Source organism: Serratia sp. CY32780, from assembly GCF_052169135.1.
Classification (GTDB): domain Bacteria; phylum Pseudomonadota; class Gammaproteobacteria; order Enterobacterales; family Enterobacteriaceae; genus Serratia; species Serratia sarumanii.
Genome location: NZ_JBJNLI010000001.1, coordinates 2,646,061 through 2,671,801 on the forward strand (window position 1 = coordinate 2,646,061; position 25,741 = coordinate 2,671,801).

Annotated in this window: 24 protein-coding genes; 10 read left to right on the forward strand and 14 right to left on the reverse strand. The window is 63.2% G+C overall.

Annotation, left to right across the window (positions count from 1 at the left end; all coding sequences use genetic code 11):
• The first annotated feature begins 94 nt into the window (after window positions 1-94).
• Window positions 95-1,015, forward strand: coding sequence for a DMT family transporter (locus ACJ8HH_RS12780; RefSeq protein ID WP_033648062.1), 921 nt, complete (start codon window positions 95-97; stop codon window positions 1,013-1,015).
• On the opposite strand, the gene ACJ8HH_RS12785 is transcribed toward ACJ8HH_RS12780, so the two are convergent.
• The 3 genes from ACJ8HH_RS12785 to ACJ8HH_RS12795 form a co-directional block, all read right to left on the reverse strand.
• A complete protein-coding gene (locus ACJ8HH_RS12785; RefSeq protein WP_033648063.1) occupies window positions 1,012-2,430 on the reverse strand; it encodes a sensor histidine kinase in 1,419 nt (472 codons plus the stop codon). The genes ACJ8HH_RS12780 and ACJ8HH_RS12785 overlap by 4 nt on opposite strands.
• Window positions 2,417-3,091 (reverse strand): transcriptional regulator TctD, encoded by a 675-nt coding sequence (gene tctD, locus ACJ8HH_RS12790; protein WP_033648064.1) that lies wholly within the window; start codon window positions 3,089-3,091, stop codon window positions 2,417-2,419. Before tctD ends, ACJ8HH_RS12785 begins: the two co-directional genes overlap by 14 nt.
• A 167-nt stretch (window positions 3,092-3,258) precedes the next feature.
• A complete protein-coding gene (locus ACJ8HH_RS12795; RefSeq protein WP_033648065.1) occupies window positions 3,259-3,588 on the reverse strand; it encodes a hypothetical protein in 330 nt (109 codons plus the stop codon).
• A gap of 276 nt (window positions 3,589-3,864) precedes the next feature.
• Here ACJ8HH_RS12795 and ACJ8HH_RS12800 point away from each other — a divergent pair, with 276 nt between their 5' ends.
• From ACJ8HH_RS12800 to ACJ8HH_RS12810, 3 genes are read left to right on the forward strand one after another with little or no spacing between them, the layout of a single operon-like run.
• Window positions 3,865-4,845, forward strand: coding sequence for a Bug family tripartite tricarboxylate transporter substrate binding protein (locus ACJ8HH_RS12800; protein ID WP_033635359.1), 981 nt, complete (start codon window positions 3,865-3,867; stop codon window positions 4,843-4,845).
• Window positions 4,846-4,860: 15 nt separating this feature from the next.
• Window positions 4,861-5,292 carry a tripartite tricarboxylate transporter TctB family protein gene (locus tag ACJ8HH_RS12805; protein ID WP_033648066.1) on the forward strand — a complete coding sequence of 144 codons (432 nt, stop codon included), beginning with the start codon at window positions 4,861-4,863 and terminating at the stop codon, window positions 5,290-5,292.
• An 11-nt stretch (window positions 5,293-5,303) separates the two neighbouring features.
• The gene (locus tag ACJ8HH_RS12810; RefSeq protein ID WP_033648067.1) at window positions 5,304-6,821 is read left to right on the forward strand and encodes a tripartite tricarboxylate transporter permease; all 1,518 of its coding nucleotides are present in this window, start codon (window positions 5,304-5,306) and stop codon (window positions 6,819-6,821) included.
• Between the two features lie 34 nt (window positions 6,822-6,855).
• Here ACJ8HH_RS12810 and ACJ8HH_RS12815 read toward each other — a convergent pair whose 3' ends face one another.
• Window positions 6,856-7,485: a CatB-related O-acetyltransferase gene (locus tag ACJ8HH_RS12815; protein WP_033653746.1), complete on the reverse strand. Its 630-nt coding sequence runs from the start codon at window positions 7,483-7,485 to the stop codon at window positions 6,856-6,858.
• A 156-nt stretch (window positions 7,486-7,641) separates the two neighbouring features.
• Window positions 7,642-8,637 (reverse strand): DMT family transporter, encoded by a 996-nt coding sequence (locus ACJ8HH_RS12820; RefSeq protein ID WP_060419172.1) that lies wholly within the window; start codon window positions 8,635-8,637, stop codon window positions 7,642-7,644.
• Window positions 8,638-8,809: 172 nt separating this feature from the next.
• Here ACJ8HH_RS12820 and pdxR (ACJ8HH_RS12825) point away from each other — a divergent pair, with 172 nt between their 5' ends.
• Window positions 8,810-10,276: a MocR-like pyridoxine biosynthesis transcription factor PdxR gene (pdxR, locus tag ACJ8HH_RS12825; RefSeq protein WP_060419174.1), complete on the forward strand. Its 1,467-nt coding sequence runs from the start codon at window positions 8,810-8,812 to the stop codon at window positions 10,274-10,276.
• On the opposite strand, the gene ACJ8HH_RS12830 is transcribed toward pdxR (ACJ8HH_RS12825), so the two are convergent.
• From ACJ8HH_RS12830 to ACJ8HH_RS12845, 4 genes are read right to left on the reverse strand one after another with little or no spacing between them, the layout of a single operon-like run.
• Window positions 10,273-10,773 (reverse strand): protein disulfide oxidoreductase, encoded by a 501-nt coding sequence (locus ACJ8HH_RS12830; RefSeq protein WP_060451729.1) that lies wholly within the window; start codon window positions 10,771-10,773, stop codon window positions 10,273-10,275. The genes pdxR (ACJ8HH_RS12825) and ACJ8HH_RS12830 overlap by 4 nt on opposite strands.
• Window positions 10,766-11,482 carry a DsbA family protein gene (locus ACJ8HH_RS12835; protein ID WP_442520234.1) on the reverse strand — a complete coding sequence of 239 codons (717 nt, stop codon included), beginning with the start codon at window positions 11,480-11,482 and terminating at the stop codon, window positions 10,766-10,768. Before ACJ8HH_RS12835 ends, ACJ8HH_RS12830 begins: the two co-directional genes overlap by 8 nt.
• Window positions 11,479-13,515 (reverse strand): protein-disulfide reductase DsbD family protein, encoded by a 2,037-nt coding sequence (locus tag ACJ8HH_RS12840; RefSeq protein ID WP_033653742.1) that lies wholly within the window; start codon window positions 13,513-13,515, stop codon window positions 11,479-11,481. The genes ACJ8HH_RS12835 and ACJ8HH_RS12840 overlap by 4 nt, the downstream gene beginning before the upstream one ends.
• A gap of 49 nt (window positions 13,516-13,564) precedes the next feature.
• Window positions 13,565-13,927: a hypothetical protein gene (locus ACJ8HH_RS12845; protein WP_033635372.1), complete on the reverse strand. Its 363-nt coding sequence runs from the start codon at window positions 13,925-13,927 to the stop codon at window positions 13,565-13,567.
• 205 nt (window positions 13,928-14,132) lie between these two features.
• Between ACJ8HH_RS12845 and flk the strand changes: the two genes are divergently transcribed.
• A complete protein-coding gene (flk, locus tag ACJ8HH_RS12850) occupies window positions 14,133-15,161 on the forward strand; it encodes a flagella biosynthesis regulator Flk (protein WP_048321842.1) in 1,029 nt (342 codons plus the stop codon).
• 4 nt (window positions 15,162-15,165) lie between these two features.
• Here flk and ACJ8HH_RS12855 read toward each other — a convergent pair whose 3' ends face one another.
• The gene (locus ACJ8HH_RS12855; RefSeq protein ID WP_033635375.1) at window positions 15,166-15,621 is read right to left on the reverse strand and encodes a rhodanese-like domain-containing protein; all 456 of its coding nucleotides are present in this window, start codon (window positions 15,619-15,621) and stop codon (window positions 15,166-15,168) included.
• Window positions 15,622-15,714: 93 nt separating this feature from the next.
• Between ACJ8HH_RS12855 and pdxR (ACJ8HH_RS12860) the strand changes: the two genes are divergently transcribed.
• Window positions 15,715-17,148 (forward strand): MocR-like pyridoxine biosynthesis transcription factor PdxR, encoded by a 1,434-nt coding sequence (gene pdxR, locus ACJ8HH_RS12860; protein WP_060451730.1) that lies wholly within the window; start codon window positions 15,715-15,717, stop codon window positions 17,146-17,148.
• Between the two features lie 27 nt (window positions 17,149-17,175).
• Here pdxR (ACJ8HH_RS12860) and ACJ8HH_RS12865 read toward each other — a convergent pair whose 3' ends face one another.
• On the reverse strand, window positions 17,176-18,072 hold the full coding sequence (locus ACJ8HH_RS12865; RefSeq protein WP_033648077.1) for an endonuclease/exonuclease/phosphatase family protein: 897 nt from the start codon (window positions 18,070-18,072) through the stop codon (window positions 17,176-17,178).
• A 217-nt stretch (window positions 18,073-18,289) separates the two neighbouring features.
• Here ACJ8HH_RS12865 and pepT point away from each other — a divergent pair, with 217 nt between their 5' ends.
• The gene (pepT, locus tag ACJ8HH_RS12870; RefSeq protein ID WP_033648078.1) at window positions 18,290-19,537 is read left to right on the forward strand and encodes a peptidase T; all 1,248 of its coding nucleotides are present in this window, start codon (window positions 18,290-18,292) and stop codon (window positions 19,535-19,537) included.
• Here pepT and ACJ8HH_RS12875 read toward each other — a convergent pair.
• Complete coding sequence (locus ACJ8HH_RS12875; protein WP_033648079.1) at window positions 19,534-20,646, reverse strand: SLC13 family permease; 1,113 nt, start codon at window positions 20,644-20,646, stop codon at window positions 19,534-19,536. The two genes, pepT and ACJ8HH_RS12875, sit on opposite strands and share 4 nt — an antisense overlap.
• 154 nt (window positions 20,647-20,800) lie before the next feature.
• Between ACJ8HH_RS12875 and apbE the strand changes: the two genes are divergently transcribed.
• Window positions 20,801-21,832, forward strand: coding sequence for an FAD:protein FMN transferase ApbE (gene apbE / locus ACJ8HH_RS12880; RefSeq protein ID WP_033648080.1), 1,032 nt, complete (start codon window positions 20,801-20,803; stop codon window positions 21,830-21,832).
• Between the two features lie 62 nt (window positions 21,833-21,894).
• Here apbE and ACJ8HH_RS12885 read toward each other — a convergent pair whose 3' ends face one another.
• Both ACJ8HH_RS12885 and fabB read right to left on the reverse strand, forming a co-directional pair.
• Window positions 21,895-22,116, reverse strand: coding sequence for a hypothetical protein (locus ACJ8HH_RS12885; RefSeq protein WP_004936201.1), 222 nt, complete (start codon window positions 22,114-22,116; stop codon window positions 21,895-21,897).
• 212 nt (window positions 22,117-22,328) lie between these two features.
• Entirely contained in the window at window positions 22,329-23,549 is a 1,221-nt protein-coding gene (fabB, locus tag ACJ8HH_RS12890; protein WP_033648081.1) for a beta-ketoacyl-ACP synthase I, read from the reverse strand.
• A 170-nt stretch (window positions 23,550-23,719) separates the two neighbouring features.
• Between fabB and mnmC the strand changes: the two genes are divergently transcribed.
• Complete coding sequence (gene mnmC / locus ACJ8HH_RS12895; protein ID WP_033648154.1) at window positions 23,720-25,741, forward strand: bifunctional tRNA (5-methylaminomethyl-2-thiouridine)(34)-methyltransferase MnmD/FAD-dependent 5-carboxymethylaminomethyl-2-thiouridine(34) oxidoreductase MnmC; 2,022 nt, start codon at window positions 23,720-23,722, stop codon at window positions 25,739-25,741.

The following is a 25,741-nucleotide window of genomic DNA, read 5'->3' on the forward strand; positions in this document are numbered from 1 at the left end:
GTTTACGCCAATTTTTGTCTGGATATCGCTATATATGATAAACCGGACACGCGTAGACTAGCCAGCATGTTGGACGTTATTGAGAATAATTATCATGAATATGCTCTTCCCGCTGTTGGCCGTGCTGATTTGGTCGATTAACGCCGTCGTCAGCAAACTCTCCGCCACCGCCATCGATCCGGCGGCCATTTCGCTCTACCGTTGGCTGCTGGCGCTGATTGCCCTGACGCCGTTCGTGCTGCCGGGCGTGCTGCGCAACTGGGCGCAGGTGCGCGCCAACTGGTGGAAGCTGATGATCCTCGGCCTGCTGGGCATGGTGCTGTATCAAAGCCTGGCCTATTACGCGGCGCACAGCGTCAGCGCGCTGTTTATGGGCATCATCGTGTCGCTGATCCCGCTGCTGACCATCCTGATCAGCATCGTGCTGCTGCGCATTGCACCGACCGTCGGCGTACTGCTCGGCAGCATACTCTCCTTCGGCGGTTTGATCTGGCTGGTCAGCGGCGGCCAGCCCGGCGTGCTGCTGCAGCACGGTATCGGCAAGGGGGAATTGATGATGCTGCTCGCCACCGCCTCTTACGCGCTGTATGGCGTGTTGACCAAACGCTGGGCCATCGCGCTGCCGAACTGGCAATCGCTGTACGTGCAGATCCTGTTCGGCGTGCTGCTGCTGCTGCCTAATTTCCTGATGGCGCAGGATGTCGGCTTGAACGGCCATAACCTGCCGCTGGTGCTGTTCGCCGGCATTCCGGCTTCGATCATCGCCCCGTTCCTGTGGATCCAGGGCGTGATGCGCCTGGGCGCCAACACCGCCTCGATCTTCATGAACCTGGCGCCGGTGTTTACCGCCGCTATCGCCGTGCTGTTCCTGCATGAGCAGCTGCACGGTTACCACCTGATCGGCGGCGGCATCACCCTGCTGGGCGTTATCCTGTCGCAGCGGCTGCGCACGCCGCTGACGCGTAAAGCCAAAGCCCCGGCGGCCAACGTCGAGTCCTGCAAAGAACAGGCTTAAGGCAGCAGCCTGAAGCGCACCCGCACCAACAGGCCGCCCAGCGCGGCGGAGCTCAGCAACTCCGGGCGGGTGCCGTGATAGGCGGTGATGTCCTTCACCAGCGCCAGCCCCAGGCCGGCGCCCGGCTGATCGCCCACGTTGTCCAGCCGGTGAAACGGCTGCAGCGCCAGCGCCTTATCCTGCAAGGCGATGCCGGGGCCGCTGTCTTCAATCTCCAGCACGCCTTCCCCCGCCGCCTTATCCTGAGTGAGGCGGGCGGTCACTATCCCCTGACGCGGCGTGTATTTCAGCGCATTGTCCAGCAGATTGGCGCACAGTTCGGCCAACAGCAGCGGCTCCCCCGCCACCTGACACGCCGCCTCGCCTTCGAAACCCAGATCGATCTGTTTGCTGCGCGCCTGCGGCAAGCGGGAAAAGCAGGCGTCGCGCAGCACCTGCGCCAGATTGACCGGCTGCAGCTGGCGCTCGGCCTGGTGCTCGCTGGCCTTCAGGCGTGAGAGGTGCAGCAGGCGATCGGTCAGCGCCACGGTATTATCCAGCGTCGCGCTCATCGCCTGCAGGCTTTCACGCCACTGCTGCGGCCGATCGCTGGCCAGCGCCACCCCGACCTGAGTCTTCAACACCGCCAGCGGCGTGCGCAGCTGGTGGGAGGCGTCGGCGCTGAAACGTTCCTGACGCGCCACCATCAGCCGCAGCCGTTCGATGTAACGATTGAACGCCACCAGCAGCGGCTGCATCTCCGACCACGGCAACACCCGCGGCAAGGGCGTCAGCTCGCCCGGATCGCGCCGCAGCATGATGCCGGAGAGTTTACGCATCGGTTTCAACACCCGCTTGAGCAGCGCGAACGCCAGGATCAGGGTCAACACCACCACCGTGCCCTGGCTCAACAGCGCCGCGATCATCATCTGCCGCGCCAGGTAACGGCGCGACTCCAGGGTTTCCGCCACCAAAATGGTCGCCATGCCGCTCACCCCCGACTCGTTGACCGGTTGAAACAGCGCCGCCACGCGGATCGGCCGGCCGAGGTATTCCGCATCGTAAAAATGCACCAGCGCCGGGTAGAGCGTGGAACGCGGGATATGGGGCGGCAGCGACGGCAAATCGTCATAGCCCGAAATGCTTTTCCCCTGCGGCGAAATCACCTCGTAATACAGCTGATCGTTCATGTTGCGCTCGAAGCTGTCGAGCACCACATAGGGCACATCGACCGCCAGCTTGCCTTCGCGCACCACCAGTCGCTCCGCCACGGTGCGCGCCGACGCCAGCAGCGTGCGATCGTAAGCCAGGGTGGCGGCGCTCATGGCGCTGAAATAGTGGGTGTAGATAGAGATGCCGCCCAACGCCAGCAACGGCAGGCCAAAAAACAGCAGCAGTTGATAGAACAGCGAACGCGGCGCGTTAAACCACCGCATTGCACAGCTCCAGGCTGTAGCCCAGGCCGCGCAGCGTGACGATCGCCACGTCGCTGCCCTGCAGCTTTTTCCGCAGGCGGTGTACGTAAAGCTCGATGCTCTCCGGGTTGGCTTCGTCGGACAGCGTGAACACCTGTTCGAACAGCTGTTGCTTGGCCACCGGACGGCCGCGCCGGTGCATCAGCGCGGTCAGCACCGCCAGTTCGCGCGGCGTCAGCGCCAGCGGCTTGCCCTCCAGCAGAAAATAGCCTTCGTCGTGATAGGTCAACGCGCCGTACTGCAACGCCGGCTGCGGGGCGCCGACGCTGCGGCGCAGCAGCGCCCGGATGCGCGCTTCCAGCTCGTCCAGTTCGAACGGCTTGGTGAGGTAATCGTCCGCCCCCAGATTCAGGCCTTTCACCCGGTCGGCCACGTCGGTGCGTGCCGTCAGCAGCAGCACCGGCAGATCCTGCCCGCGCTTGCGCAGGCGCGCCAACAAATCCAGGCCGTTCATACGCGGCAGCGCCACATCCAGCACCGCGAGCGCATAGCGTTCGTTGAGCAGCAGGTGATCCGCCGCCACGCCGTCCGGGGCGACGTCAACGGCAAAGCCGGCGCCGGTCAGCGCCTTTTGCAACCAGTGAGACAGCTCGGGGTGATCTTCAACCAATAACAGTCGCATGTTCCCATTCCATTGATTTACCTGAACAACCTGGCGCCGACACGGCGCCTGTTAACAGGCCGATAACAGAGAATGGCATGGAAAATAAGGGGATAAAAGAGCGCCGCGCCGCCAGTTTTGGGAGCTGGCACACAATTATGCGTATGGGGCGCGATCGCAGGGCGGTGTCAGATCAGCGGAATGGGGCTATCGGCAACGGCAATGTCCAGCACCGGGCGCAGTTTGTCGGCGGTAAACGGTGAAGAAACCAGCACGGAGCGGTTGTTGACGGCAAACACCAGATCGATGCCGGTCACGCAGGCGGTCATCTGGCAAGCATATTTTTCACCGTCGGCGTTGACGAAATGCAGCTCAAAAACGCCAACGTCGGCACGCAGTCGCTTTAAACGGCACTGCCCGGCTTTTCCCGTCATTTCAGCGTAAACCTCAGGCAACCGTTTAATCGCACCTACTTTGGCGCTGTCCCTGCCACCAAACAATTTCCCTAACGAAAACATATCACTGCGTCTCTATTCATTTCACCGATCGTGATTTTATCGCGAAAGCAGAACGGCAAACCTGATATTACGCAGGATTTTGCCCGGTTTTGCGCCCTGTTCTTGCCTGCTTTTCTATGGTAGCGCATCCGTTATTCGCCGGCGACAAGAGACCCTAATCACAGACTGGAAACTTTTCCGGCCACTGAAAGGTAAATGAAAGGTTGTTGTTTTAACAATCCTGCAACCGCACCCGGCGGGATTTCACAATCAGAACAATACCGAGGGCAAGTCACAATGAAAAAAATAATGACCCGTACCTTTACCGCCGCCGCCCTGCTGCTGGCAGCCAATCAGGCCTTTGCCGTGGAAGCGCCCAAACGCACCGAATGCATCGCGCCGGCCAAGCCCGGCGGCGGCTTCGATCTGACCTGCAAGCTGATTCAGGTGTCGCTGCAGGACACCAAGGCCATCGATAAACCGATGCGCGTCACCTATATGCCCGGCGGCGTCGGCGCGGTGGCCTACAACGCCATCGTCGCGCAGCGCCCGGCGGAGTTCGGCACCGTGGTGGCCTTCTCCGGCGGTTCGCTGCTCAATCTGGCCCAGGGCAAGTTCGGCCGCTACAACGTGGACGACGTGAAATGGCTGGCGGCGGTCGGTACCGACTACGGCATGATCGCGGTGCGCGCCGACTCGCCTTACAAAACCCTGAAAGACCTGATGGATGCCTTCCAAAAAGATCCCAACAGCGTGGTATTCGGCGCCGGCGCCTCCATCGGCAGCCAGGACTGGATGAAAACCGCGCTGCTGGCGCGCGAAGTCGGCGTGGATCCGCGCAAGATGCGCTACGTGGCGTTCGAAGGCGGCGGCGAGCCGGTCACCGCGCTGCTCGGCAACCATATCCAGGCGGTCTCCGGTGACCTGAGCGAGATGGTGCCTTACCTGCAGGGCGACAAGATCCGCGTCCTAGCGGTGTATGCCGAGCAACGTTTGCCGGGCCAACTGGCCGACATTCCGACCGCCAAAGAACAGGGATACAGCCTGGTGTGGCCGATTATTCGCGGCTTCTACGTCGGGCCGAAAGTCAGCGATGAAGAGTATCAGTGGTGGATCGACACCTTCCAGAAAATGATGGCGACCGACGAATTCAAGCAGCAGCGCGATCTGCGCGGCCTGTTCGAATTCAACATGACCGGCAAAGAGCTGGACGCCTACGTGAAGAATCAGGTTGCCCAATACCGTGAGCAGGCGAAAGTGTTCGGCCTGGCCAAATAACCGCAGGGGAAAACCATGAGCGATCGTATTTTTGCCGGCTTTTGGCTGCTGCTGTGTATCGGCGGGCTGTTCATCGGCTGGGGCATCCAAAGCGAATACAGCTATGAACCGCTGGGGCCGCGCCCGTTCCCGCTGGCGATCCTCAGCCTGATGGCGCTGTGCTCGGCCCTGCTGTTGCTGCGCCGCCCGCAGGCGGTGGAGTGGCCGCACAACAAGGTGCTGCAGCGGCTGCTGGTGCTGGTGATCACCCTGGTGCTGTATGCCTGGGGCTTTGAATGGCTGGGCTTCCCGCTGGCGACCGCGCTGCTGACGTTCAGCATCGGCCTGCTGTTTCAGGCCAGCCTGCCGGCGGCGGCGATCTCCGGCGTCATCATGGGCGCAGTGCTGTATTACGCCTTTGACCGCCTTCTTGATGTCACACTGCCGCTCGGCGCCTGGCTGAGCTAACGGGAGCGATGATGGATACCTGGATGTATTTGACCCAAGGGTTCGAAGTGGCGCTGGTGCCGCAGAACCTGATTATCGCCCTGATCGGCTGCTTCGTCGGCACCATCGTCGGCCTGCTGCCGGGCCTCGGGCCGATCAACGGCGTGGCGATCCTGCTGCCGCTGGCGTTTGCCCTCAAGCTGCCGGCCGAATCGGCGCTGATCCTGCTGGCGACGGTGTATATCGGCTGCGAATACGGCGGGCGCATCTCGTCGATTCTGCTCAACGTGCCGGGCGACGCGGCGGCGATCATGACCGCGCTGGACGGCTACCCGATGGCGCAGCAGGGGCGCGCCGGCGTGGCGCTGTCCATCTCGGCGGTCAGCTCGTTCGTTGGCTCGATGATCGCCATCGGCGGCATCATCCTGTTCGCGCCGCTGCTGGCCCGCTGGTCGCTGGCCTTCGGCCCTGCGGAGTATTTCGCCCTGATGGTGTTCGCCATCGCCTGCCTCGGCAGCATGATGAGCCAGAACCCGCTGAAATCGCTGCTGGCGGCGCTGATCGGCCTGGGGCTGGCGACGGTGGGCGTCGACGCCAATACCGGCGTTTACCGCTTTACCTTCGACAGCGTGCACCTCTCTGACGGCGTGCAGTTTATCGTGGTGGTGATCGGCCTGTTCTCGGTCAGCGAAATCCTGCTGATGCTGGAAAGCACCAGCGCCGGACAAAAGCTGGTGCGTAAAACCGGCCGGTTGCTGTTCAACCGCAAAGAGGCGGCGCAGTGCGCAGGCCCTACCCTGCGCTCGTCGGTGATCGGCTTCTTCGTCGGCATTCTGCCGGGCGCCGGCGCCACTATCGCCAGCGCGCTGACCTACATGACCGAGAAGAAAATCAGCGGCAACAGCGACACCTTCGGCAAGGGCGACATCCGCGGCGTAGCGGCGCCGGAAGCGGCCAACAACGCCTCTGCCTGCGGTTCGTTCATTCCGATGCTGACGCTGGGGGTGCCGGGTTCCGGCACCACGGCGGTGATGATGGGCGCGCTGACGCTGTACAACATCACCCCCGGCCCGGCGATGTTCACCGAACAGCCGGATATCGTCTGGGGGCTGATCGCGGCGCTGCTGATCGCCAACGTCATCCTGCTGATCATGAACCTGCCGCTGGTCGGCCTGTTCACCCGCATGCTGACCATCCCGCTGTGGTTCCTGGTGCCGGCGATCGCCGCGGTTTCGGCGGTGGGGGTTTATGCGGTGCACAGCACCACCTTCGACCTGCTGCTGATGGTCGGGTTGGGCGTGTTCGGCTACATCCTGCGGAAAATGCACTTCCCGATGTCGCCGCTGATTCTGGGCTTCGTGCTGGGTGAGATGCTGGAGCAGAATCTGCGTCGCGCGCTGTCGATCAGCAACGGCGAGTTCGGCATCCTGTGGAGCAGCAGCATCGCGCAAACGCTGCTGGTGCTGGCGGTCGCGGTACTGGCGCTGCCGCCGCTGCTGCGCCTGATGCGCAAACGCCGCCAATCGGCGATCGAGGCCAAGGCCGAGTAACGCGAAACGGGCGGGGAATCCCCGCCCGTTGCGTTTAACGGCGCAAGGCCGCAATTCCCCTTTCCAACGCATCGATATCGCCATCGGCGAGCAGGGGCTGAATCACCGTAAAGTCCGCCTCGGACAAATCATAGAGGCGCAAGGCAAGCAACCGCGCGATGACTTCCGGCGCGAACCGCCAACGGATAAACCTCGCCGGATTACCGCCGACGATGGCATAAGGCTCAACATCGCCGGCCACCACGCTGCCTGCGGCGACGATCGCCCCCTCACCTATCGAGATTCCCGGCATCAGCATCGCCCGCATGCCGATCCAGCAACCGTCGCCCAGCCGGGTATCGCCTTTGGGGCGGTACGCCTGCTTGATGGTTGCCATAAACGGATACAGGCTCAGCCAGTCGATGCGATGGGTATGGTTGCCGCCCATCAGGATCACCGCTTCGGCCGCGATGCACACGTAATCGCCGATCAGCAGGCGGTCTATGTCGCCCAGCGGCTGCCATTGCCGGCTGACCGCGTCGCCGTGCAGATAGCGCACTACCGAGCGTTCGAAGCCGTTATCCCAACAGTCGCTGTAGTAGCTGTGGGTGCCTTTGACGATAATGTTCGGGTTGGTCACCGTCTGATGCAGCAGCTCGGTGTTGGACCAGTGTTTTTCGGACATGGCGTATTCTCTGGTTACGGGAATAAAAGCCACGGAACGGAATGTCTGTGGCCGTGTTGTCGTTCACTCAACACGGCCATTCAAGCGATAAGCGCTCGTTTCAATCTCGGGTTATTCATCATTACGGCCTCTCTTGCGAGGCGTAATGGTAGCCGATCACGCCTCGGCGGTCTTGCTTTTCAACAGCAGCACCCCGCCCATCACCAGCGCGCTGCCCAGCAGCTGCAGCTGATTCATGCTCTCCCCCAGCAGGAAATAGGCGATCACCGCGGTGAACACCAGCTCCAGCGACAGGATCAGGTTGGCCACCGCCAGCGGCAGCGTTTTCAGGCTGATATTGTACAGCCCGAAGCCCAGCAGCGTCGGCCCGGCGGCCAACGCCAGCAGCAACAGCCAGCCGCTCCATTGAATGCCCTGCGCACCGTGCGACAGGAACCACAGAGAGCCGGCCATGCCGTGGAACGCCGCCAGCGGGAACGCCGTCAGCGCCGCGTTGAACACCAGCTGGTACAGCGCCGAAAAACCGAACACGTACAGGATGGTGTTCCACACCGGATAGCCGCGTTCGCTGGCCACCCGCCCGCCGAGGGTATACAGGGTATAGCCGATGCCCGACAACATCCCCACCAGCAGCCCCAGCAGATCGAAGTGGCTGTCCCCCATACTGTCGCCGTTGCTGACCAGGAAGCAGCCGCCCAGGCTGATGGCGATCACCAGCAATTGGCGCAGCGTCAGGCGTTCGCTGTACATCACCCAGCCGAGGAACACGGTAAAACCCACCGAACAGTAGGTCAGAATGGTCGCCACCGATGCGCCGTTCAGCGCCACCGACAGCGTCCACAGGCTGTTGAACAGCGCCAGCAACAGCCCGTAAAGCGCGTAGAAAGCCACCTGTTTACGGCGTAGGCGCGCCCACTGCGGTTTCACCAGCAACAGCAGCGGCAACAGCACCAGCGCCACCAGCGCCGCGCGCCAGAACGCCAGCACGAAGGTCGGCAGGTGATAGTACTCGGTCAGCGCGCGGATGATGATGGCGGTAAAGGCCAGCAGCATCGCGCTGATAATGGCGATGGCGTAACCCTGGCTGCTGCCCTGAAAAAGACGCGCGCCGGGCAGCGCCGGCCGGGCGGAAACGCCTGACGGTAATGACATGAGATCCTCGGAAAAATGGCGACATAAATGCTCAGGCGCACAGTGTAACGCGGCCATTTTTTCTCACTATAGCCACTTTGCGGCGTTGTCATGCAGGCCACTTTTCTGCGCTTGAAGCCCTGTTGACATGGGGTATAGTAAAAATCTCTCTCCATAACCGGGCCAATTTCCCATGCATATCCCGTTGGATCGCGAGCAGGACGTTCCGCTCTATTTACAGATCGAAGAAGCGCTGCGGCGCGCCATCCTCACCGGCGTGTTTGTCGATGGCGACAAACTGCCCTCGACGCGCACGCTGGCGGCCGAACTGGCGGTCAGCCGTTTAACGGTGGATAACGCCTACGCCGAACTGACGGCCAAGGGCTTTTTGCATCAGCGGCGCGGCAGCGGCGCCTATGTCGCGCATCCGCAGATGCAGGCACGCCCGGCCCGGCCGAGCAGCGATGCCCCTTTCCCGCTGGAAAGCTTCACCACCCTCACCTCGCGGCTGGACGGCTACGCCGACGCCCCGCTGCCGGAGGGGCTGATCAACTTCGCCGCCGGCGTCGGCAGCCCTAAGGTGTTTCCGCTGGAGGCGTTTCGCAAAGTGCTGCTGTCGGTGCTCAGCCGCCACGCGGAAGAGGCCTTCAGCTACGGCGAATACTGCGGCTACTACCCGCTGCGCGATACGCTGAGCCGCATTCTCAGCGCGCAGGGCATCCCCACGCAGGCGGAACAGGTGCTGATCACCAACGGCTCGCAGCACGCCATCAGCCTGGTGGTGCAAAGCCTGCTGGCGCCGGGCGATACGGCGATCGTCGAAGAGCCGACCTACGCCGAAGCGCTGGGCCTGCTGCGCCAGCACCGCGTCAATATCGTCACCGTACCGGGCGACCGACACGGCATGCGGGTGGATTTGCTGCCGGAATTGTTAGAACGCCACCGTCCCAAACTGATCTACACCATCCCCAACTTCCACAACCCGACCGGCCGCTGCCTGAGCGAGGCGCGTCGGCGACGCCTGCTGGCGATCGCTCAACAGGCCGGCGTGGTGATCCTGGAAGACGACTTCGTCGGCGATCTGCGTTATCAGGGCAAACAGCTGCCGTCGCTGCGCGCGCTGGCGCAGCCGGGCGCGGTGATCTACGTCAGCACCTTCTCCAAAATGCTGCTGCCCAGCATGCGCATCGGCTATCTGGTGGCGGACAGCGAACACTATCAGCGCTTCGCAAGGCTGAAGCACGTCGACAGCTTCACCAGTTCCAGCCTGATCCAGCGGGCGCTGGACGCTTTCGTCACCGTCGGCCGTTACGACAAGCAGCTGCGGCGCGCCGGGCGCGTCTACCGCCGCCATCTGGAGGTGATGATTGACGCCTTGCAACGGCGGCTGCCGTCGGGATGCCGCTTTGAAACGCCGCAGGGAGGCTTGTTTATCTGGCTGACGCTGCCGGCATCGGTGACCACCGCCGAGCTGATGCCGGTCGCCTGGCGATACGGCGTGACCTTCGCGCGCGGCGAATGCTTTTATGCGCAGGAACATTTGGGCGCGCACGGCCTGCGGCTGAATTTCGCCGCCAACTCGCCGCCGCAGATTGAAGAAGGTATCGCCCGGCTATGCCGGGCGATTGAGGAGGTGATAACGGAGAAAAACGCCGGTTAGACGGCGACCCACCACAGCCGCAGCTTCATCCCCCAGTAGCTGGTCCAGCCGGTGGTGGTCTGCACCACCTTGCCCTGCGAGACCACCACGAAGGTCGGCGTCACGCCAATCTGCCACTGCGCCGAGAGCGTACCGGCCGGATCGTTGACCACCGGCAGCGCCAGCCGTTTGCGCGCCAGCCATTGTTTCACCTGGGCATCGTCGCCCGAGCGCAGCGCGACGGTCAGCACGTTGCCGCCCGCCGCCTGCAAACGGGCGACGTCCGGCGTGGTGAAACGGCAGACGCCGCACCAGCTGGCCCAGAAGTAAACCAGCAGCGGCCGCTCATGGCTGAGCTGCGCCAACGACACACTCTCGCCATCCAGCGTGGTCAGGGTCTGGGCATCGAAGGCCGGCGGCGCCTGCGGCGCGTTCAGCCAATCCATCACCGTCACCACCGCCAGCGCGATCAGCGCCAACAGCAGCAACTCGCGCCCCCAGCGCTTGAGCTTAGCCATTGTTGGCCTTCGCCAGTTGCTGTTTCACCATCGCTTCCAGCTCTTCATAGGATACTGCCCCCGGCAGCATCCGATCGCCGATCAGCGTCGCCGGCGTCCCCTGCACGCCCAGTTGCTCCGCCAGTTCCATGTTGGTGCGCAGCGTGGTCATGCTCTGCTCGCTGGGCGCCACCGCCTTGACGCCGGTTTTCTCTTGCGCGGCGGCGATGCTGGCGTTGTCGTGGAAGCCCTTTTTCGCCATCAGCCGCTGGTGCAGAGCCCAGAATTGATCCGGATGTTGCTGCCAGGTGGTGAGCGCCACGCGCGCCGAACTGACCGAGCTTTCGCCCTTGAACGGCAACAGTTTCACCACCAGCGCCACGTCCGGGTATTGCTTGACGATCTTCTCCAGCATCGGATCGAAACGCTTGCAGTACGGGTAGTTATAGTCGGTAAAGGTCACCAGCGTCAGTTTGGGGTTGGCGGCGCCGAGGCGCGGGCTGGCCGGATCCTGATACAGCGTTTTGGCGTTCTGCTTGATAGCCTGGCTGATTTGCTGGCCGGCGGTTTGCTGCTGCCAGGCGTCCACCGCCTGCGCCAGAATGTCCGGGTTAGACACCAACGTTTCGCGGATCATCTCTTTGATACGCGCCTCTTGTGCCGGAGTGAAAGGCTCGGCGGCCCACACCGGGGCGGCGATGATCATCAGTAAAATCAGTAGCTTTTTCATTGTTCGGTTCCTTTGGCATGGGAAAGGGATTGCAGCACGGCGTCACGGGTCAACAGCGGGGATAACACCTCGCCCTCCGGGCTGCCGGGGCCATAGATTTGGTTGAAAGGCACGGCGACGCTGCCGCGCTTTTGCAGGAAGGCGCTGATGTCGGCCGACGGGCGGCTCCAGTCGCCGCGCAGCGCGACCACGTCGTCGGCGCTCAGCGCGCGCTGCACGTCATCGCGCAACAGCACATTGAATTTGTTGGCTTTACAGGTCACACACCAGTCGGCGGTCACGTCGACGAACACCCGCTTATGCTGGGCCAGCGCTTCGGTAATCGCCTGTTCGCTCAGCGGTTGCCACTGCACCCGATCCTGCAACGGCTGGCGCCACAGGCCGGCGGTCAGCGATCCGGCCAGCAAGGCCACGCCCGCCAGCACCAACGTGCCCGCCGCCAGCTTGGCCGCCAACCGTGCGCCCTGTTGACGCCACACCGCCAGCAGCAACGCCAGCAGCGCCAACGCACCCAGCCACAGCGTGGCCTGCACGCCGATATGGTTGCTCAACAGGCTCAGCAGCCACAGCGACGACGCCAGCATCAACAGCCCCATCGCCAGCTTGACGGTATTCATCCAGCGGCCGGGGCGCGGCAAGCGCAGCGCCAGCGACGGCCAGGCGGCGATCAGCAGCCACGGCAGGCTCATGCCGATGCCGAGCGCGATGAACATGCCCCACAACACCGGCAGCGACGCCGCCAGCGCGAAGGCCACCGCCGTGCCGAGAAACGGCGCCGAGCACGGCGTCGCCAACAGCGTGGCGAACGCGCCCTGCCAGAAATGGCCGCTCAGCCCCTGCCCGTTATGGGTGGCCAGCGACGTGTTTAGATCGGACGAGAGGCGCAGGTGGAACAGGCCAAACAGGTTGGCGCTGAACAGCAGCGTCACCAGCACCATAAAACCGATAAACCACGGATTCTGGAACTGAATGCCCCAGCCGAGCGCATGGTTGCCGAGCCGCAGCAGCGTCATCAACAGGGCCAGCGCCATAAACGAGGCGACGATACCCAGCGACGACGCCAGGAACTGCAAACGCACGCTGCGCCGATCGCGATGCTCCACCTGCAGGATGGAGCCGAGCTTGATGCCCAGCACCGGCAGCACGCACGGCATCAGGTTGAGGATTAACCCGCCCGCCAGCGCCATCAATACCGCCTGCCACAGCGGGAACGCCGCACCGACGGGCGCGGCCAACGGATCGCCAATCGGCAGCGTAATCTGCTGCGCCATGCCGCCGTCGTCGATCACCAGCGTCAGCGTTTTGCCGCGCAGATCCGGCGCCGCATCGCCCCAACCGTCGCTGACCGGCACCCGCGCCAACAGTTGAGCGCCGTCAGTCTCGACTTGAGGTTTACCGAGATCGGCATCCGCCAGCGTATCGAAGAACAGCGCGGGCTGCTGCCAGCCGGCGGCGCGTTCGGCGGCAATCTGCAGCTCGCCGTTGCGGTAACCGGCCTTGACGCTCTCCGCCACCCCGGCGGCGATCGGCACCTGCCCCATCGCCTGCGCGAAGTCGTGGTTAAACTGCGGATCGTTCGGCGTCGTCAGATCCAGACTGAACGGGTAGTCGGTCAGAATGCAGACGTTGCTGCAGGTGGACAGCGTCAGGGTGCCCGCCAGCGGGCCGGATACCGGGCCTGACATCACGATCGGCAGCGTGACCCGATCGTGATAGCCCTGGGTGGAAATGCCGGCCACTTCGAAACGCTGCGGCGTCGGCCAGTGCCAGGTCGCCGGCGGCGGGTTGCCCTGCCAGACGATAGCCGGCGCGATGCCGCCTTCGCCAGGGGAACGCCAGTAGGTTTTCCAGCCCTTTTGCAACTCGACCGACAGCAGCAGGCGGGTTTCCCCCGGCTGTGACGTGTCGGCGCGCAGCCGCACCTTGGCATGGTCGTTGGCCGGATTTTGCAGCCAGCCGCTGTCCGCCGCCTGCAAGGCAGGTAGCCACAGCATAAACAGGCAAGCACAGGCCAGCCTGATAATTTTCAACATGTTAATTCTCCATAAATGATTAAATCACCGCGAAAAACGGGCGATTAACTCATTCACGGAAGACGCATAATCGAAGGTGCACCCTGAGGGTGGGGGGTGAAATGGCGCGGGGAGGAGGAATGCGCAGGCGCGCGGCGATGGTCGGCGCCAACAGCGCCAGCAGCAGACCCAGCCCGAACAGCACGGTTTCGAACATCACCGGCGGCGCGGCCAGCAATGACTTGGCGCTCAGCTCACAGGGCGTCGGCTGCGCTTCGGCGGCGGTATCACCGGACTGAACGGCAGTGGCCGCCGGGATCCCCAGCGTTTGCTGCAGCGCATGCAGGCCCGCCATGCGCTGGGTCATGCACGTCAGCACCACCAAGCAAGCCAGGCATAAAAACCATTTTGCAATCCGCTGCCGTTTAACCATGCCATCCTCACGTTCGGGTCTGGGGCTATCTTAGCGGCGCGGGCGCGATTAGCAACGTTTTGTCGGTAAAGAAATGTCTGAGCGGCGGTATTGATGGCGGCGATTTACAGGTATCATAGTGGGTAAGCCTGCGCTTTTCGCCGGGTACGATGATGATTCTCTCCTCCAGGCATTCTGCGGGGATACACAGCGAAGGACTGGTGATATGCAACCTTTGAGTGGGCCGGGCACCCCAATCGCCGGCGAACGCCCTCCCTCCCCGGGCAAAACGGCGGCCACTGACGATCAACCCCTCTCTCCGGCGCAGCGCACGACGCTGGAAAAGCTGATCGTGAAAATCATGACGCTCAGCCCGGCAAAGTCGGCGGAGATCTGGGCAACTCTGCGCCACGATCTCGGCGCCGATAACGGCGGTGAACTGCTGGCGCGTCATTTTCAACCGGCGGAACAGCTGCTGCAAACGCGCCTGACGCAGGCGCAGCAAAACCATGCCGGGCGCCAGCTGTTGCAACAGCTGGCCGAATTGCTGCCGCAGGGCAACAATCGCCAGGCGGTCAGCGACTTTATTCGCCAGCAGTTCGGCCACACGGTACTGAGCCAGCTGAGCCCACCACAGCTGCAGCAGGTGCTGAATCTGTTGCAAACCGGCGGCCTGGCCATTCCCCAGCCGCAGCAAACCGCCACCAGCGATCGCCCGCTGCTGCCCGCAGAGCATCAAAGCCTGCTGCAGCAGGTCACCAAACTCAGCGCCGCCACCGGCGAAGCGCCGGCTAAAATCTGGCAAACGCTGTTTGATCTGGCGGGCGTGAAAACCAACGATCCGCTGCCGGCGCGCCACTTCCAACTGCTGAACCAGTTTTTGCAGGTGAAGGTGGCCCTCAGCCCGCAGAGCGCGCCGACGCTGAACAATCTGCTGGCGGCGCTCAAGCAGCCGGCGGACGAGCAAGAGCTGCAGCAGATGAACGACTATTGCCAGACGCGCTTCAACTGCGGCGCCAATGCGCCTCTGACGCATCCGCAAATGAGCGACGCCATTCATCAGCTGTTTGCCCGCCGCCTGGAGAAGGCCGGCCAGGCGCAGCCGATCGTCAGCCAGCCCGTCGAGCCGCAGCCGCTGCTCAACCCGCTGATCGCCGCCCTGCCGCTGCCGCTGCAAAAAGCGCTCAGCAAGCCTGCCGCGGCGCTGATCCTGCTGCTGGTGGCGCTGGCGATCGTACTGGCGCTGGTGTTTTAACACCTCAGGCGCAGCCGCAGTCCTCAGCCGCCGCCCGATCGCGCAGCGATCCCGGCTGTTCGCCGATGGCCAACGGATGGCCGTCGCGCAGCCAGAAATCCAGCCCGCCGATCAGCTCCTTCACCCTGAATCCCAGCTTCGCCAGCTTATAGGCGCCTTTGGTGGAACCGTTGCAGCCGATGCCGTCGCAGTAGGTCACATACACCTTTTGGCGATCCAGCTGCGCCGTGCCGGCTTCATCCATCAGGCGATGCGGCAAGCTGATCGCCCCGGGGATATGCCCGGCGGCGTACAGCGCCTCTGCGCGGGTGTCGATCACCACTATCCCGTCCACGCCGTTGCGCAGATCTTCCGCCACGTCCCAGGCATCCGCATAACGGCTCAGCTTGGCCGCCAGGTAAGCCAGGCTCTCTTCCGGCGCCGCCGGTGGAAAAGCCAGCACCAATGATTCTTTCGACATACCACTCACTCCCGTGCATCAAGACAGATGACAATAGTGCCTCATTTTGGTCTTATGATTGATACCAATTTCCCATAAACCATAAGGCCAATTATGCGACACTCGCTGGTCACGCTGTTTCAGCAATCGCCCCACACCGCCGGCACGCTGCGCGATCGCCTGTGCGGCGCACTGCGGCAGGCCATCCATCAAGGGGCATTGAACGTTGGGCAACGCCTGCCTTCCAGCCGGGTGCTGGCCAGCGATCTGGGCCTCTCGCGAGTGACCGTCGAAGCGGCCTACGGTCAGTTGGAGGCGGAGGGATATCTGCAGCGCCGCGTCGGCCAGGGCACCTTTGTGGCGATTACCATCGCCAAATCACCGCCGCCGGCAGCCGGCTCCGGCATGCCGCGCCTTTCGCAGCGCGGCCAACAGATCGTGCAAACCGGCGGCTGCCGCGATCCGCAGCAGCCACAGGCGTTCGCCGCCGGTTCACCGGACCTGCGCGCGTTTCCGCTGGCCTTGTGGAAGCAGCTGACCGCACAGCGCCTGCGGCTACAGGGAGAAAGCCTGCTGCGCTACGGCGACCCGCAGGGCTATTTACCGCTGCGTGAGGCGATTGCCGCCCACGTCAACCAAACGCGCGGCGTGGTCTGCGATGCACGGCAGGTTATCGTGCTGACCAGTTCGCAGCAGGCGCTGCAGCTGATCGCCACGTTGCTGCTGGACAGCGGCGACAGCGTCTGGATGGAAGAGCCGGGTTACACCGGGGCAAGAAACGCCTTTATCAGCGCCGGCGCCGCCCTGACGCCGGTCGCGGTGGACGGCGACGGCCTGCGTGCTGAACCCTCCTTGCCCGACCCTCGTTTGATTTATCTGACCCCCTCACACCAATACCCGACCGGCGCCGCGCTCAGCCTGGCGCGCCGATTGGCGTTGCTGGCGCTGGCAGAGCGGCAACAGGCCTGGATCATCGAGGACGATTACGACAGCGAGTTTCATTACGACGGCCTGCCGATACCGGCGATGCAGGGCCTGGATCGCCGTGGCCGAGTGCTGTACCTCGGCACCTTCTCCAAGTCGCTGTTCCCTTCACTGCGGTTGGCGTATCTGATCGCCCCGCCCGCGCTGGTTGAAGCGTTCGTCACCGCGCGTACGGTGTATGACGGCCACAGCGCGCAGCTGATGCAGGCGGTCACCGCCGAATTCATCCACCAGGGGCACTTCGCCGCGCATATCCGCTACATGCGCCAGCTCTACCGCAGCCGGCGCGATGTGTTGCTGGCGGAAGTACGCGAAAAACTCGGCCACTTCGCCACGCCCGCTCCCGCCACCGGCGGCCTGCAGCTCAGCGTCTGGCTGCCGCCCGGCCAGGAGGCGGCGCTCAGCCGACAGGCGCGGCGGCTCGGCATCCTCACGCCCGGGCTGAAGGCGCAATACCAGACGGCGCAGGCGCAGCGCGACGGCTGGCTGCTGGGCTTTTCGGCCCTGACGCCGGGCGAGATCCGCAGCGCCGTCGAGCGGCTGGCACGGATCGCCGTGGCTTAGCGCGGCCCCAATGGAATGCCCCCCCGTTTATTGCTCGGTCAGGCGCATCTCCGCCACCAGCGGCAGGTGGTCGCTCACCGCCGGCCAATGCACGCCGTTCCAGTCGCCGCTGGCGTTCGGCACCGTCAGGCTGTCCAGATGCCAGCGCTGCGCGTTACCGGTGAAGATGTAATCCACCTTGATCTCGGCGTTTTCCGCCGGCCAACTGCGGCCATCCTGGCCGTTAGGCATGATGTCGTTCCAATAGCGGCTCAGCTCCAGCCAGGTCACGCTGCCCGGCACATCGTTCATATCGCCGAACAGCAGCTTGATGCCGCGCACTTCGATGGCGCGATCGTTCAGCTCCCGCACCTGATCCAGGCGCATCGTCGGATCTTCCTTGGTATCGAGGTGGGCGTTGAACAGCGTGATCGGCGCCGGGAACTCCGGCACGTCGACCTTGGCGCTGAAGGCGATGCGCTGTTCGCGCTGGCCGGACGGCAGCGGATAGATCACGGCATCGTGCAGCGGATACTTCGAGAGAAACGCCAGGCCATATTCGCCGCCGTCATGATCGATCGCCCGGCCGAACACCGCCTGCATGCCGGTCAGCTTCGCCAGCTCCGCCGCCTGATCGACCCGGCCGCTGCGGGCGGTGAGTTTATCCACCTCTTGCAGCGCCACCACGTCGACGTTCATCGCGCGAATTGCCTTGGCGATGGCGGTCATGTCGCTGACCTTGCCGGCGGCGATATTGAAGCTGGCGACGCGGATCTTCGGCGCCTGCTCCAGTTCATAGGTTTTATTTTTCAGGCCACCCAACGCGCTGGCCACTTCGCGGCTGTTGGCGTTGCTGTTGGCATGGCCGGCATCGGCAGAGGCCCAGGCGCTGTGAGAGATGCCCAGGGACAGTAAGGTGATAAGCAGAGCGTGACCGGTGTGCATGAATTCTCCTTGAGGGACAGATAAGTGTTATGTAGGCGCTTCCCGGCCCACAGCTAACACCGATTTTGCCGCAGAAACCTGCGACTATTTCCTAGTTGCACCGCTATTTTTCGTTTCTGCGCGATGCTTCGCATTCTAGCGGTTTACGCATTGCACCGTTGGACAAACGGCTGATTTCGTTTTAAAACCGGTAGATTGCCAACCGCGAGGAGTTCCGATGACCAGCCCGATTGCCGAACAGCTTACCGAACGTTTCTTCCGCTACCTGGCGGTCACCAGCCAGAGCAATGCCGCCGCAACCGCCCTGCCCAGCACGCCGGGGCAGCATGAAATGGCGCAGCTGCTGGCGGAAGAGCTGCGCCGGCTAGGCCTGGCCGACGTGCAGATAGACGACCACGCCACCGTCACCGCCCGCAAGCCCGGCACCCAGCCCGGCGCGCCGCGCATCGGCTTCATCACCCATATCGACACCGTGGACGTCGGCCTGTCGCCCGAGATTCGCCCGCAGCGCCTGCGCTTCACCGGCGAAGATGTATGCCTGAACGCCGAGCAAGACATCTGGCTGCGGGTCGCCGAACACCCGGAGATCCTGCCCTACCGCAACGAAGAGATCCTGTTCAGCGACGGCACCAGCGTGCTGGGTGCCGACAACAAGGCGGCGGTCACCGTGGTGATGACGCTGCTGGCCAACCTGGCCGCCGCCGATCGCCACGGCGATATCGTGGTGGCGTTCGTGCCGGATGAAGAGATCGGCCTGCGCGGCGCCAAGGCGCTGGATCTGCAGCGTTTCCCCGTCGATTTCGCCTACACCATCGACTGCTGCGAACTGGGTGAAGTGGTTTACGAGAATTTCAACGCGGCGGCGGCGGAAATCCGCATCGAGGGGGTGACCGCGCACCCGATGTCGGCGAAAAACGTGTTAATCAACCCGATACGTATCGCCAACGACATCATCAACCGCTTCGACGTGCAGGATACCCCGGAACACACCGACGGGCGCGAGGGCTATTTCTGGTTCACCGATCTGGCCGCCAATGCCAATCAGGCGACGCTGAAGGTGTCGATTCGCGACTTCGATAGCGCGGCGTTCGAGGCGCGCAAAGCCCGCCTTGAGGAGACGGTTCGTCAGGTGGCGGCCGGCTATCCGCGCGCCAACGTCAGCTGCAGCATCAGCGACATCTACAGCAACATCAGCAACGCCATCGTCGAAGATCGGCGCGCCATCGATCTGATCTTCGGCGCCCTTGCCGCCCACGGCATCCCGCCGAAGGTGATCCCGATGCGCGGCGGCACCGACGGCGCGGCGCTCTCGAGCCGCGGCATCCTGACGCCCAATTACTTCACCGGCGCGCATAACTTCCACTCGCGCTTCGAGTTTTTACCCGTCAGCGCCTTCGTGAAATCCTACCAGGTGACCCGCAGCATTTGCCTGCTGGCCGCCCGGCAGAGCGGTAATCAGAGTTAGCTCAATAGCCAGCCGACCAGCGCGGCCCACGCCAGCAGCGGCAGCGAGTAATAGTGGAAGCGCAACCAGATCTTGCGCTCCCCCGCCATGCGCAGCGCAATCAGGTTGGCGAGCGATCCGATCGCCAACCCGAAGCCGCCGGCATTGACCGCATAGGCCAGTTGCGTGCTGGAGGGCGCATAGTTGAGCAGCAAAATGGTGGCCGGCACGTTGCTGACGATCTGCGACAGCCCAACGCCCAACGCATACACCCCACCGTCGCTCAGCCCGGCGATGGCGGCAAACGCCGGCTGAAGCGGCGGCAGGCGGGTAAACAGGCCAACATCGATAAACATGGCGGCGAACACAAAAATCAGACTCCAGTCGATCTGCAACAGCACCCGGCGCGCCAGCAACAAAAAGCCGGCGAACACCGCCAGCAGCCCATACAGCGGCAGGCCGATATCCAGGCACAGCAGGAAGATCGCATACAGCCCCACGCAGCTCAGCAACAGCGGCCGTTGATAGGGGTAGCCCTCGGTATTCGGCGTTTTCACGATGTCGCGCGCCGGGAAGCTGAACCAGGTCAACGCCAGCAGGCTCAGCATCATCGCGGCGCCAAACGGCGCCATCTGGCCGATGAAGCCGAGGAAAGAAAGGCCGGAGCGGCTCCACAGCAGGATATTTTGCGGGTTGCCGATCGGCGTCAGCAGCGAACCGGCGTTCACCGCCAGCGCCTGAAAGATGATCAAACGGCCAACCGGCAGCGCCGACAGCTTTTTCAGCGTGATGGTGAGCGGAATGACGATAAACAGCGCCACGTCGTTGGTCAGAAACGACGACAGCAGCGCGGCGGAAAACACCAGGAACAGCGCCAGCCGCCGTTCGCTGTGCAACCGGTTGATAATCTTGCGGCCAACGAAGTCGAAGTAGCCGCTGACCTCGACGCCTTTGGTCAGCAGCATCAGCCCCAGCAGAGTAATGAGGGTGCGGACGTCGATGAAACCGCCCAGCGCCGCCAGCGGCTGCGGATCAAAGGCGAACATCGCTGCGCCGGCCAGCAACAGCACGTGCAGGAAACGGTCTTTGACAAAGGGGTGGATAAGCCGGGAAATGGCGGTTGAACTCATGGTGGCAGCTTGAAACCTCAGCGAAAAGCATGAGCGAGACGTTAGCTCAGGCGCGGCATCTACGCCAGCAAAATGCTATTTTACCTTTATCCGCTTTCCATTTGCCGCGCTTTACTTTATTTGTAGCGGCTTTCTCGTTTTCAAAGGACATGTTATGGCTTCCCTGTTCGCCAAAGGGGCGTTGCTCAGCGCCTTATGCGCCCTGCTCGCCGCCTGCGACGATGCCGCCTCCCGCCCGCAAATCGATATCGACGGCAAGACCATGGGCACCTTCTACAGCGTTAAAGTCAGCGGTGACGTCGCGATCGGCAAGCAAGAACTGCAGCGGCAGATCGACGCGGTGCTCGAACGGGCCAACGACGATATCTCCACCTACCGCGCCGACTCGGTGCTGTCGCAATTTAACCGCAGCGCCGGCCTCGAACCGCAGCCGATCCCGCGTGGCATGGCAGACATCGTGCTGATGGCCCAGCGCATCGGCCGCGATACCGGCGGCGCCATGGACATCACCGTCGGCCCACTGGTGAACCTGTGGGGGTTCGGCCCCGACAAGCACCCGGTCAAAGTGCCGGAACAGGCGCAGATCGACGCGGCGAAGCAGCGCACCGGCCTGCAGCACCTGAAGCTGATCAGCAACAATCGCGGGGAGTGGCTGCAAAAAGATCTGCCGGACATGTATGTCGATCTCTCGACGCTGGGCGAAGGCTACGGCGCCGATGAACTGGTGCGCCTGATGAACCGCAACGGCATTACCAACTACCTGGTGTCGGTCGGCGGCGCGGTCTCTTCACGCGGCGTCAACGGCCAGGGCAAACCCTGGCGGGTGGCGATCCAAAAGCCGACCGACCGTGAAAATGCGGTGCAGGCGCTGGTGGATCTGCACGGTTACGGCATCAGCACCGCCGGCAGCTACCGCAACTACTTCGAACAAAACGGCCAGCGCTACTCCCATGTCATCGATCCGACCACCGGCAGGCCGATCAACCACCGCCTGGTTTCCGCCACGGTGATCGCCCCCAGCGCGCTCGAGGCCGACGGCTGGGATACCGGCCTGATGGTGCTGGGCACGGAGAAGGCGTTGAAACTTGCCGAAGAGAAAGGGCTGGCGGTCTACCTGATCAGCAAAACCGACGACGGTTTCAGCGCCGTGATGACGCCGCAGTTCAAGGCGTTTTTGGTGCAGTGAAATAAAAAAGCCCGGCGCGCGATGGCCGGGCTGGTTGCATGCGCCCGCAGGCGCTGCGCCGATCACTTGGTCAGCGCGATGATGCCGAGAGTCAGGCCGGCAACCGCCGCCGCGCCGCCGGCGATCGCACCCGCGGTTTCCCAGTTATCCTGAGTGGTGCCCTTCATGCAGGTGTTGGTGTGCACCAGGCGCCCCTGGTCATCGTAGACCGGCACGCAGGGAGAATCGGTGGCGCATCCGGCCAACACGGCCGACAGTAACCCAACCGCAATTAACTTTTTCATACTTCGTGCCTCAATGTTCGATCACTTTGGAAAACTACGCCGAGCGATAATCACGCTACCCGGCTATTGTATGCCCAACGCGTGTAATGGCGAGGTAATGATGTGTCAGGGGATGTGATTTGGGAAAACTCCGAGCGCCCGGCCGGCGGGCTTCGGCCAGTAAAAAGCCCGCGAAAACGCGGGCTTGATAGCGAGGTGAGACTCAGGCGGGATTATTTCACCAGTTTGCGCATTACCAGGGTGGCGTTGGTGCCGCCGAAGCCGAAGCTGTTGGACATCACGGTGGTCAGCTCGCGCTGAGTCGGCTGAGTCACGATGTTCATGCCAGCCGCCTGCTCATCCAGGGTTTCGATGTTGATGCTCGGCGCGATAAAGCCGTGCTCCAGCATCAGCAGGCTGTAGATCGCTTCCTGCACGCCTGCGGCGCCCAGCGAGTGACCGGTCATCGCCTTGGTGGAGGAGATAGCCGGGGTATTGTCGCCGAACACTTCGCGAATCGCGCCCAGCTCTTTCACGTCGCCCACCGGCGTGGAGGTGCCGTGCACGTTGATGTAGTCGATCGGCGCATCCAGATCCTGCATCGCCATCTTCATGCAGCGCACCGCGCCTTCGCCCGATGGCGCTACCATGTCGGCGCCGTCAGACGTTGCGCCGTAGCCAACGATTTCCGCGTAGATGTGCGCACCGCGTGCCAGCGCGTGTTCCAGTTCTTCAACCACCACCATACCGCCGCCGCCGGCGATGACGAAACCGTCACGATCGGCGTCGTAAGTACGGGAGGCTTTTTCCGGCGTGTCGTTGTACTTGGTGGACAGCGCGCCCATCGCGTCGAACTCGCAGGCCATTTCCCAGCACAGCTCTTCGCCGCCGCCGGCGAACACGATGTCCTGTTTGCCCAGCTGGATTTGCTCAACCGCGTTACCGATGCAGTGTGCGGAGGTCGCGCAAGCGGAGCTGATGGAGTAGTTCACGCCGTGGATTTTGAACGGCGTCGCCAGGCAGGCGGAAACGCCGGAAGCCATAGCTTTGGTGACCACGTATGGGCCAACCGCTTTCAGGCCGCGCGGGCTGCGCATCGCATCGGCGCCGAACACCTGGAAGCGCGGAGAACCACCGCCGGAACCTGCGATCAGGCCCACGCGCGGGTTGTTTTGATACTCTTCTTCCTTCAGGCCGGAAGAAGCGATCGCTTCTTGCATCGCCAGGAAGGCATAGATGGAAGCATCGCTCATGAAACGCACCGCCTTGCGGTCGATCAGGCCGGTTGTGTCGAGCTTAACTTGCCCCCATACGTGACTACGCATGCCGGAATCTTTCAGCTCCTGGGAGAAAGTGATCCCAGAACGTCCTTCCTGCAGGCTCGCCAGGACCTCCTGCTGGTTATTACCAATGCTGGAGACAACTCCCAGGCCAGTAATCACTGCACGTTTCATTCAATACCTCTTCCACTATTTACCTACGGGATTTTGCATCGCACTTTAGCGTACAGATGTAAGCCGAACAAGTCCGATCAGCGTTTTTCAGCTTTATTGTTGTCCAGTTTGCGCCAGGGCGCCAGCGCCGTTAGAATTCGCGGCATCCCTTGAATTTCGAGCTATTGACCGTGAACCACGCCCCCATCCAAACCGCAACGCTAACCTGGAACGAACAGGGTACACCTGTTTCGAAACAGTTTGATGACGTCTATTTTTCCAATCAGGATGGGCTGGAAGAAACCCGCTATGTCTTTCTGCACGGCAACCGGCTGCCGCAGCGTTTCGCCACTCACCCGCGCCCGCTGCTGGTGGTGGCGGAAACCGGCTTCGGCACCGGGCTCAATTTCCTTACGCTGTGGCAGGCCTTCGCGGGCTTCCGCCAGGCAGAGCCGGACGCCGCGCTGCAACGCCTGCACTTTATCAGCTTCGAGAAATTCCCCCTGCAGCAGGCCGATCTGGCGGCGGCGCATGCGCGCTGGCCGGAGCTGGCTCCCTATGCCGATGAGCTGCGCGCCCAATGGCCGCTGCCGCTGCCGGGCTGCCATCGCCTGCTGTTGGCCGAAGGCCGCATTACGCTCGATCTGTGGTTCGGCGACGTCAACGAACTGCTGCCGCAGTTCGACGCCAGCATGAATAACCAGGTCGACGCCTGGTTCCTCGACGGCTTCGCACCGGCCAAAAATCCCGACATGTGGACCGAGCAACTGTTCGCCGCCATGGCACGTTTCGCCCGGCCGGAAGGCAGCTTCGCCACCTTTACCGCCGCCGGCTTCGTGCGCCGCGGCTTGCAGCAGGCCGGTTTTCAGGTCAACCGTTGCAAAGGCTTCGGCCAAAAGCGTGAGATGCTCGCCGGCTGTCTGCCGGCCGATGCGCAGCCCACGCCCCACCCGGCGCCCTGGTATCGGCGTCCGGCGGCGGACAACACCGCCGACATCGCTCTGATCGGCGGCGGCGTCGCCAGCGCGCTCACCGCGTTGGCCCTATTGCGGCGCGGCGCCACCGTCACGCTGTACTGCGCCGACGAGCAGCCGGCCGAGGGCGCATCCGGCAATCGTCAGGGGGCGATTTACCCCCTGCTGAACGGCAGCGGCGACGCGCTGGAGAGTTTCTTCAGCGCCGCGTTTCCTTTCGCCCGCCGCCAATACGATGCCCTGTTGCAACAAGGCGTCGCCTTTGATCACCAGTGGTGCGGCGTCAGCCAGCTGGCCTACGACGAAAAGAGCGGCGCCAAGATCGCCAATATGCTGAAAACCGACTGGCCGCAGGCCTTGGCGGCGGCAGCCGACCGCGAAACGCTCAGCGAACTGTGCGGCGTCGATACCGGCTTTGGCGGCATCACCTACCCGCTAGGCGGCTGGCTCTGCCCGGCCGAACTGACGCGCGGCGCTATCGCGCTGGCGCAGCGTCAGGGCTTGGTCTGCCAATACCGGCACGATGCACAGAGGCTGACGCAGGAAGAAAACGGCTGGCGCATCGATTTCGCCCACGGCGAAAGCCGCCGCCATGCGACGGTGATCCTGGCCAACGGCCACCGGTTGGCCGAGCTGGCGCCGACGCAAGCCCTGCCGCTGTATGCGGTGCGCGGGCAGGTGTCGCACATCCCAACCTCGCCGTCCCTCGGTCAACTGAAACAGGTGTTGTGCTACGACGGCTACCTGACGCCGGTCAACGCCAACAACGGCCAACACTGCATCGGCGCCAGCTACCAGCGCGGCGACACCGCCACCGACTACCGCGAGCAGGAGCAACAGGAAAACCGCGAGCGCCTGCTGCGCTGCCTGCCGGAGCAGGCCTGGCCGCAGCAGGTGGACGTCAGCGCTCATCAGGCGCGCTGCGGCGTGCGCAGCGCCACCCGCGATCATCTGCCGATGGTCGGCGCACTGCCGGACTATCAGGCCACGGTGACGCAGTATCAGGATTTGCAGCGGCGAAACCAGCGCGGCGAAACCGTCGCCGATGCGCCGGTCTATCCCGGCCTGTTCGCTATCGGCGGGTTGGGATCGCGCGGGCTGTGCTCGGCGCCGCTGGCAGCGGAAATTCTGGCGGCGCAGCTGTTCGGCGAACCGTTGCCGGGCGATACGCGCCTGCTGGCGGCGCTGAATCCAAATCGGATGTGGGTGCGGAAATTGCTGAAAGGGCGTGCGGTTTAA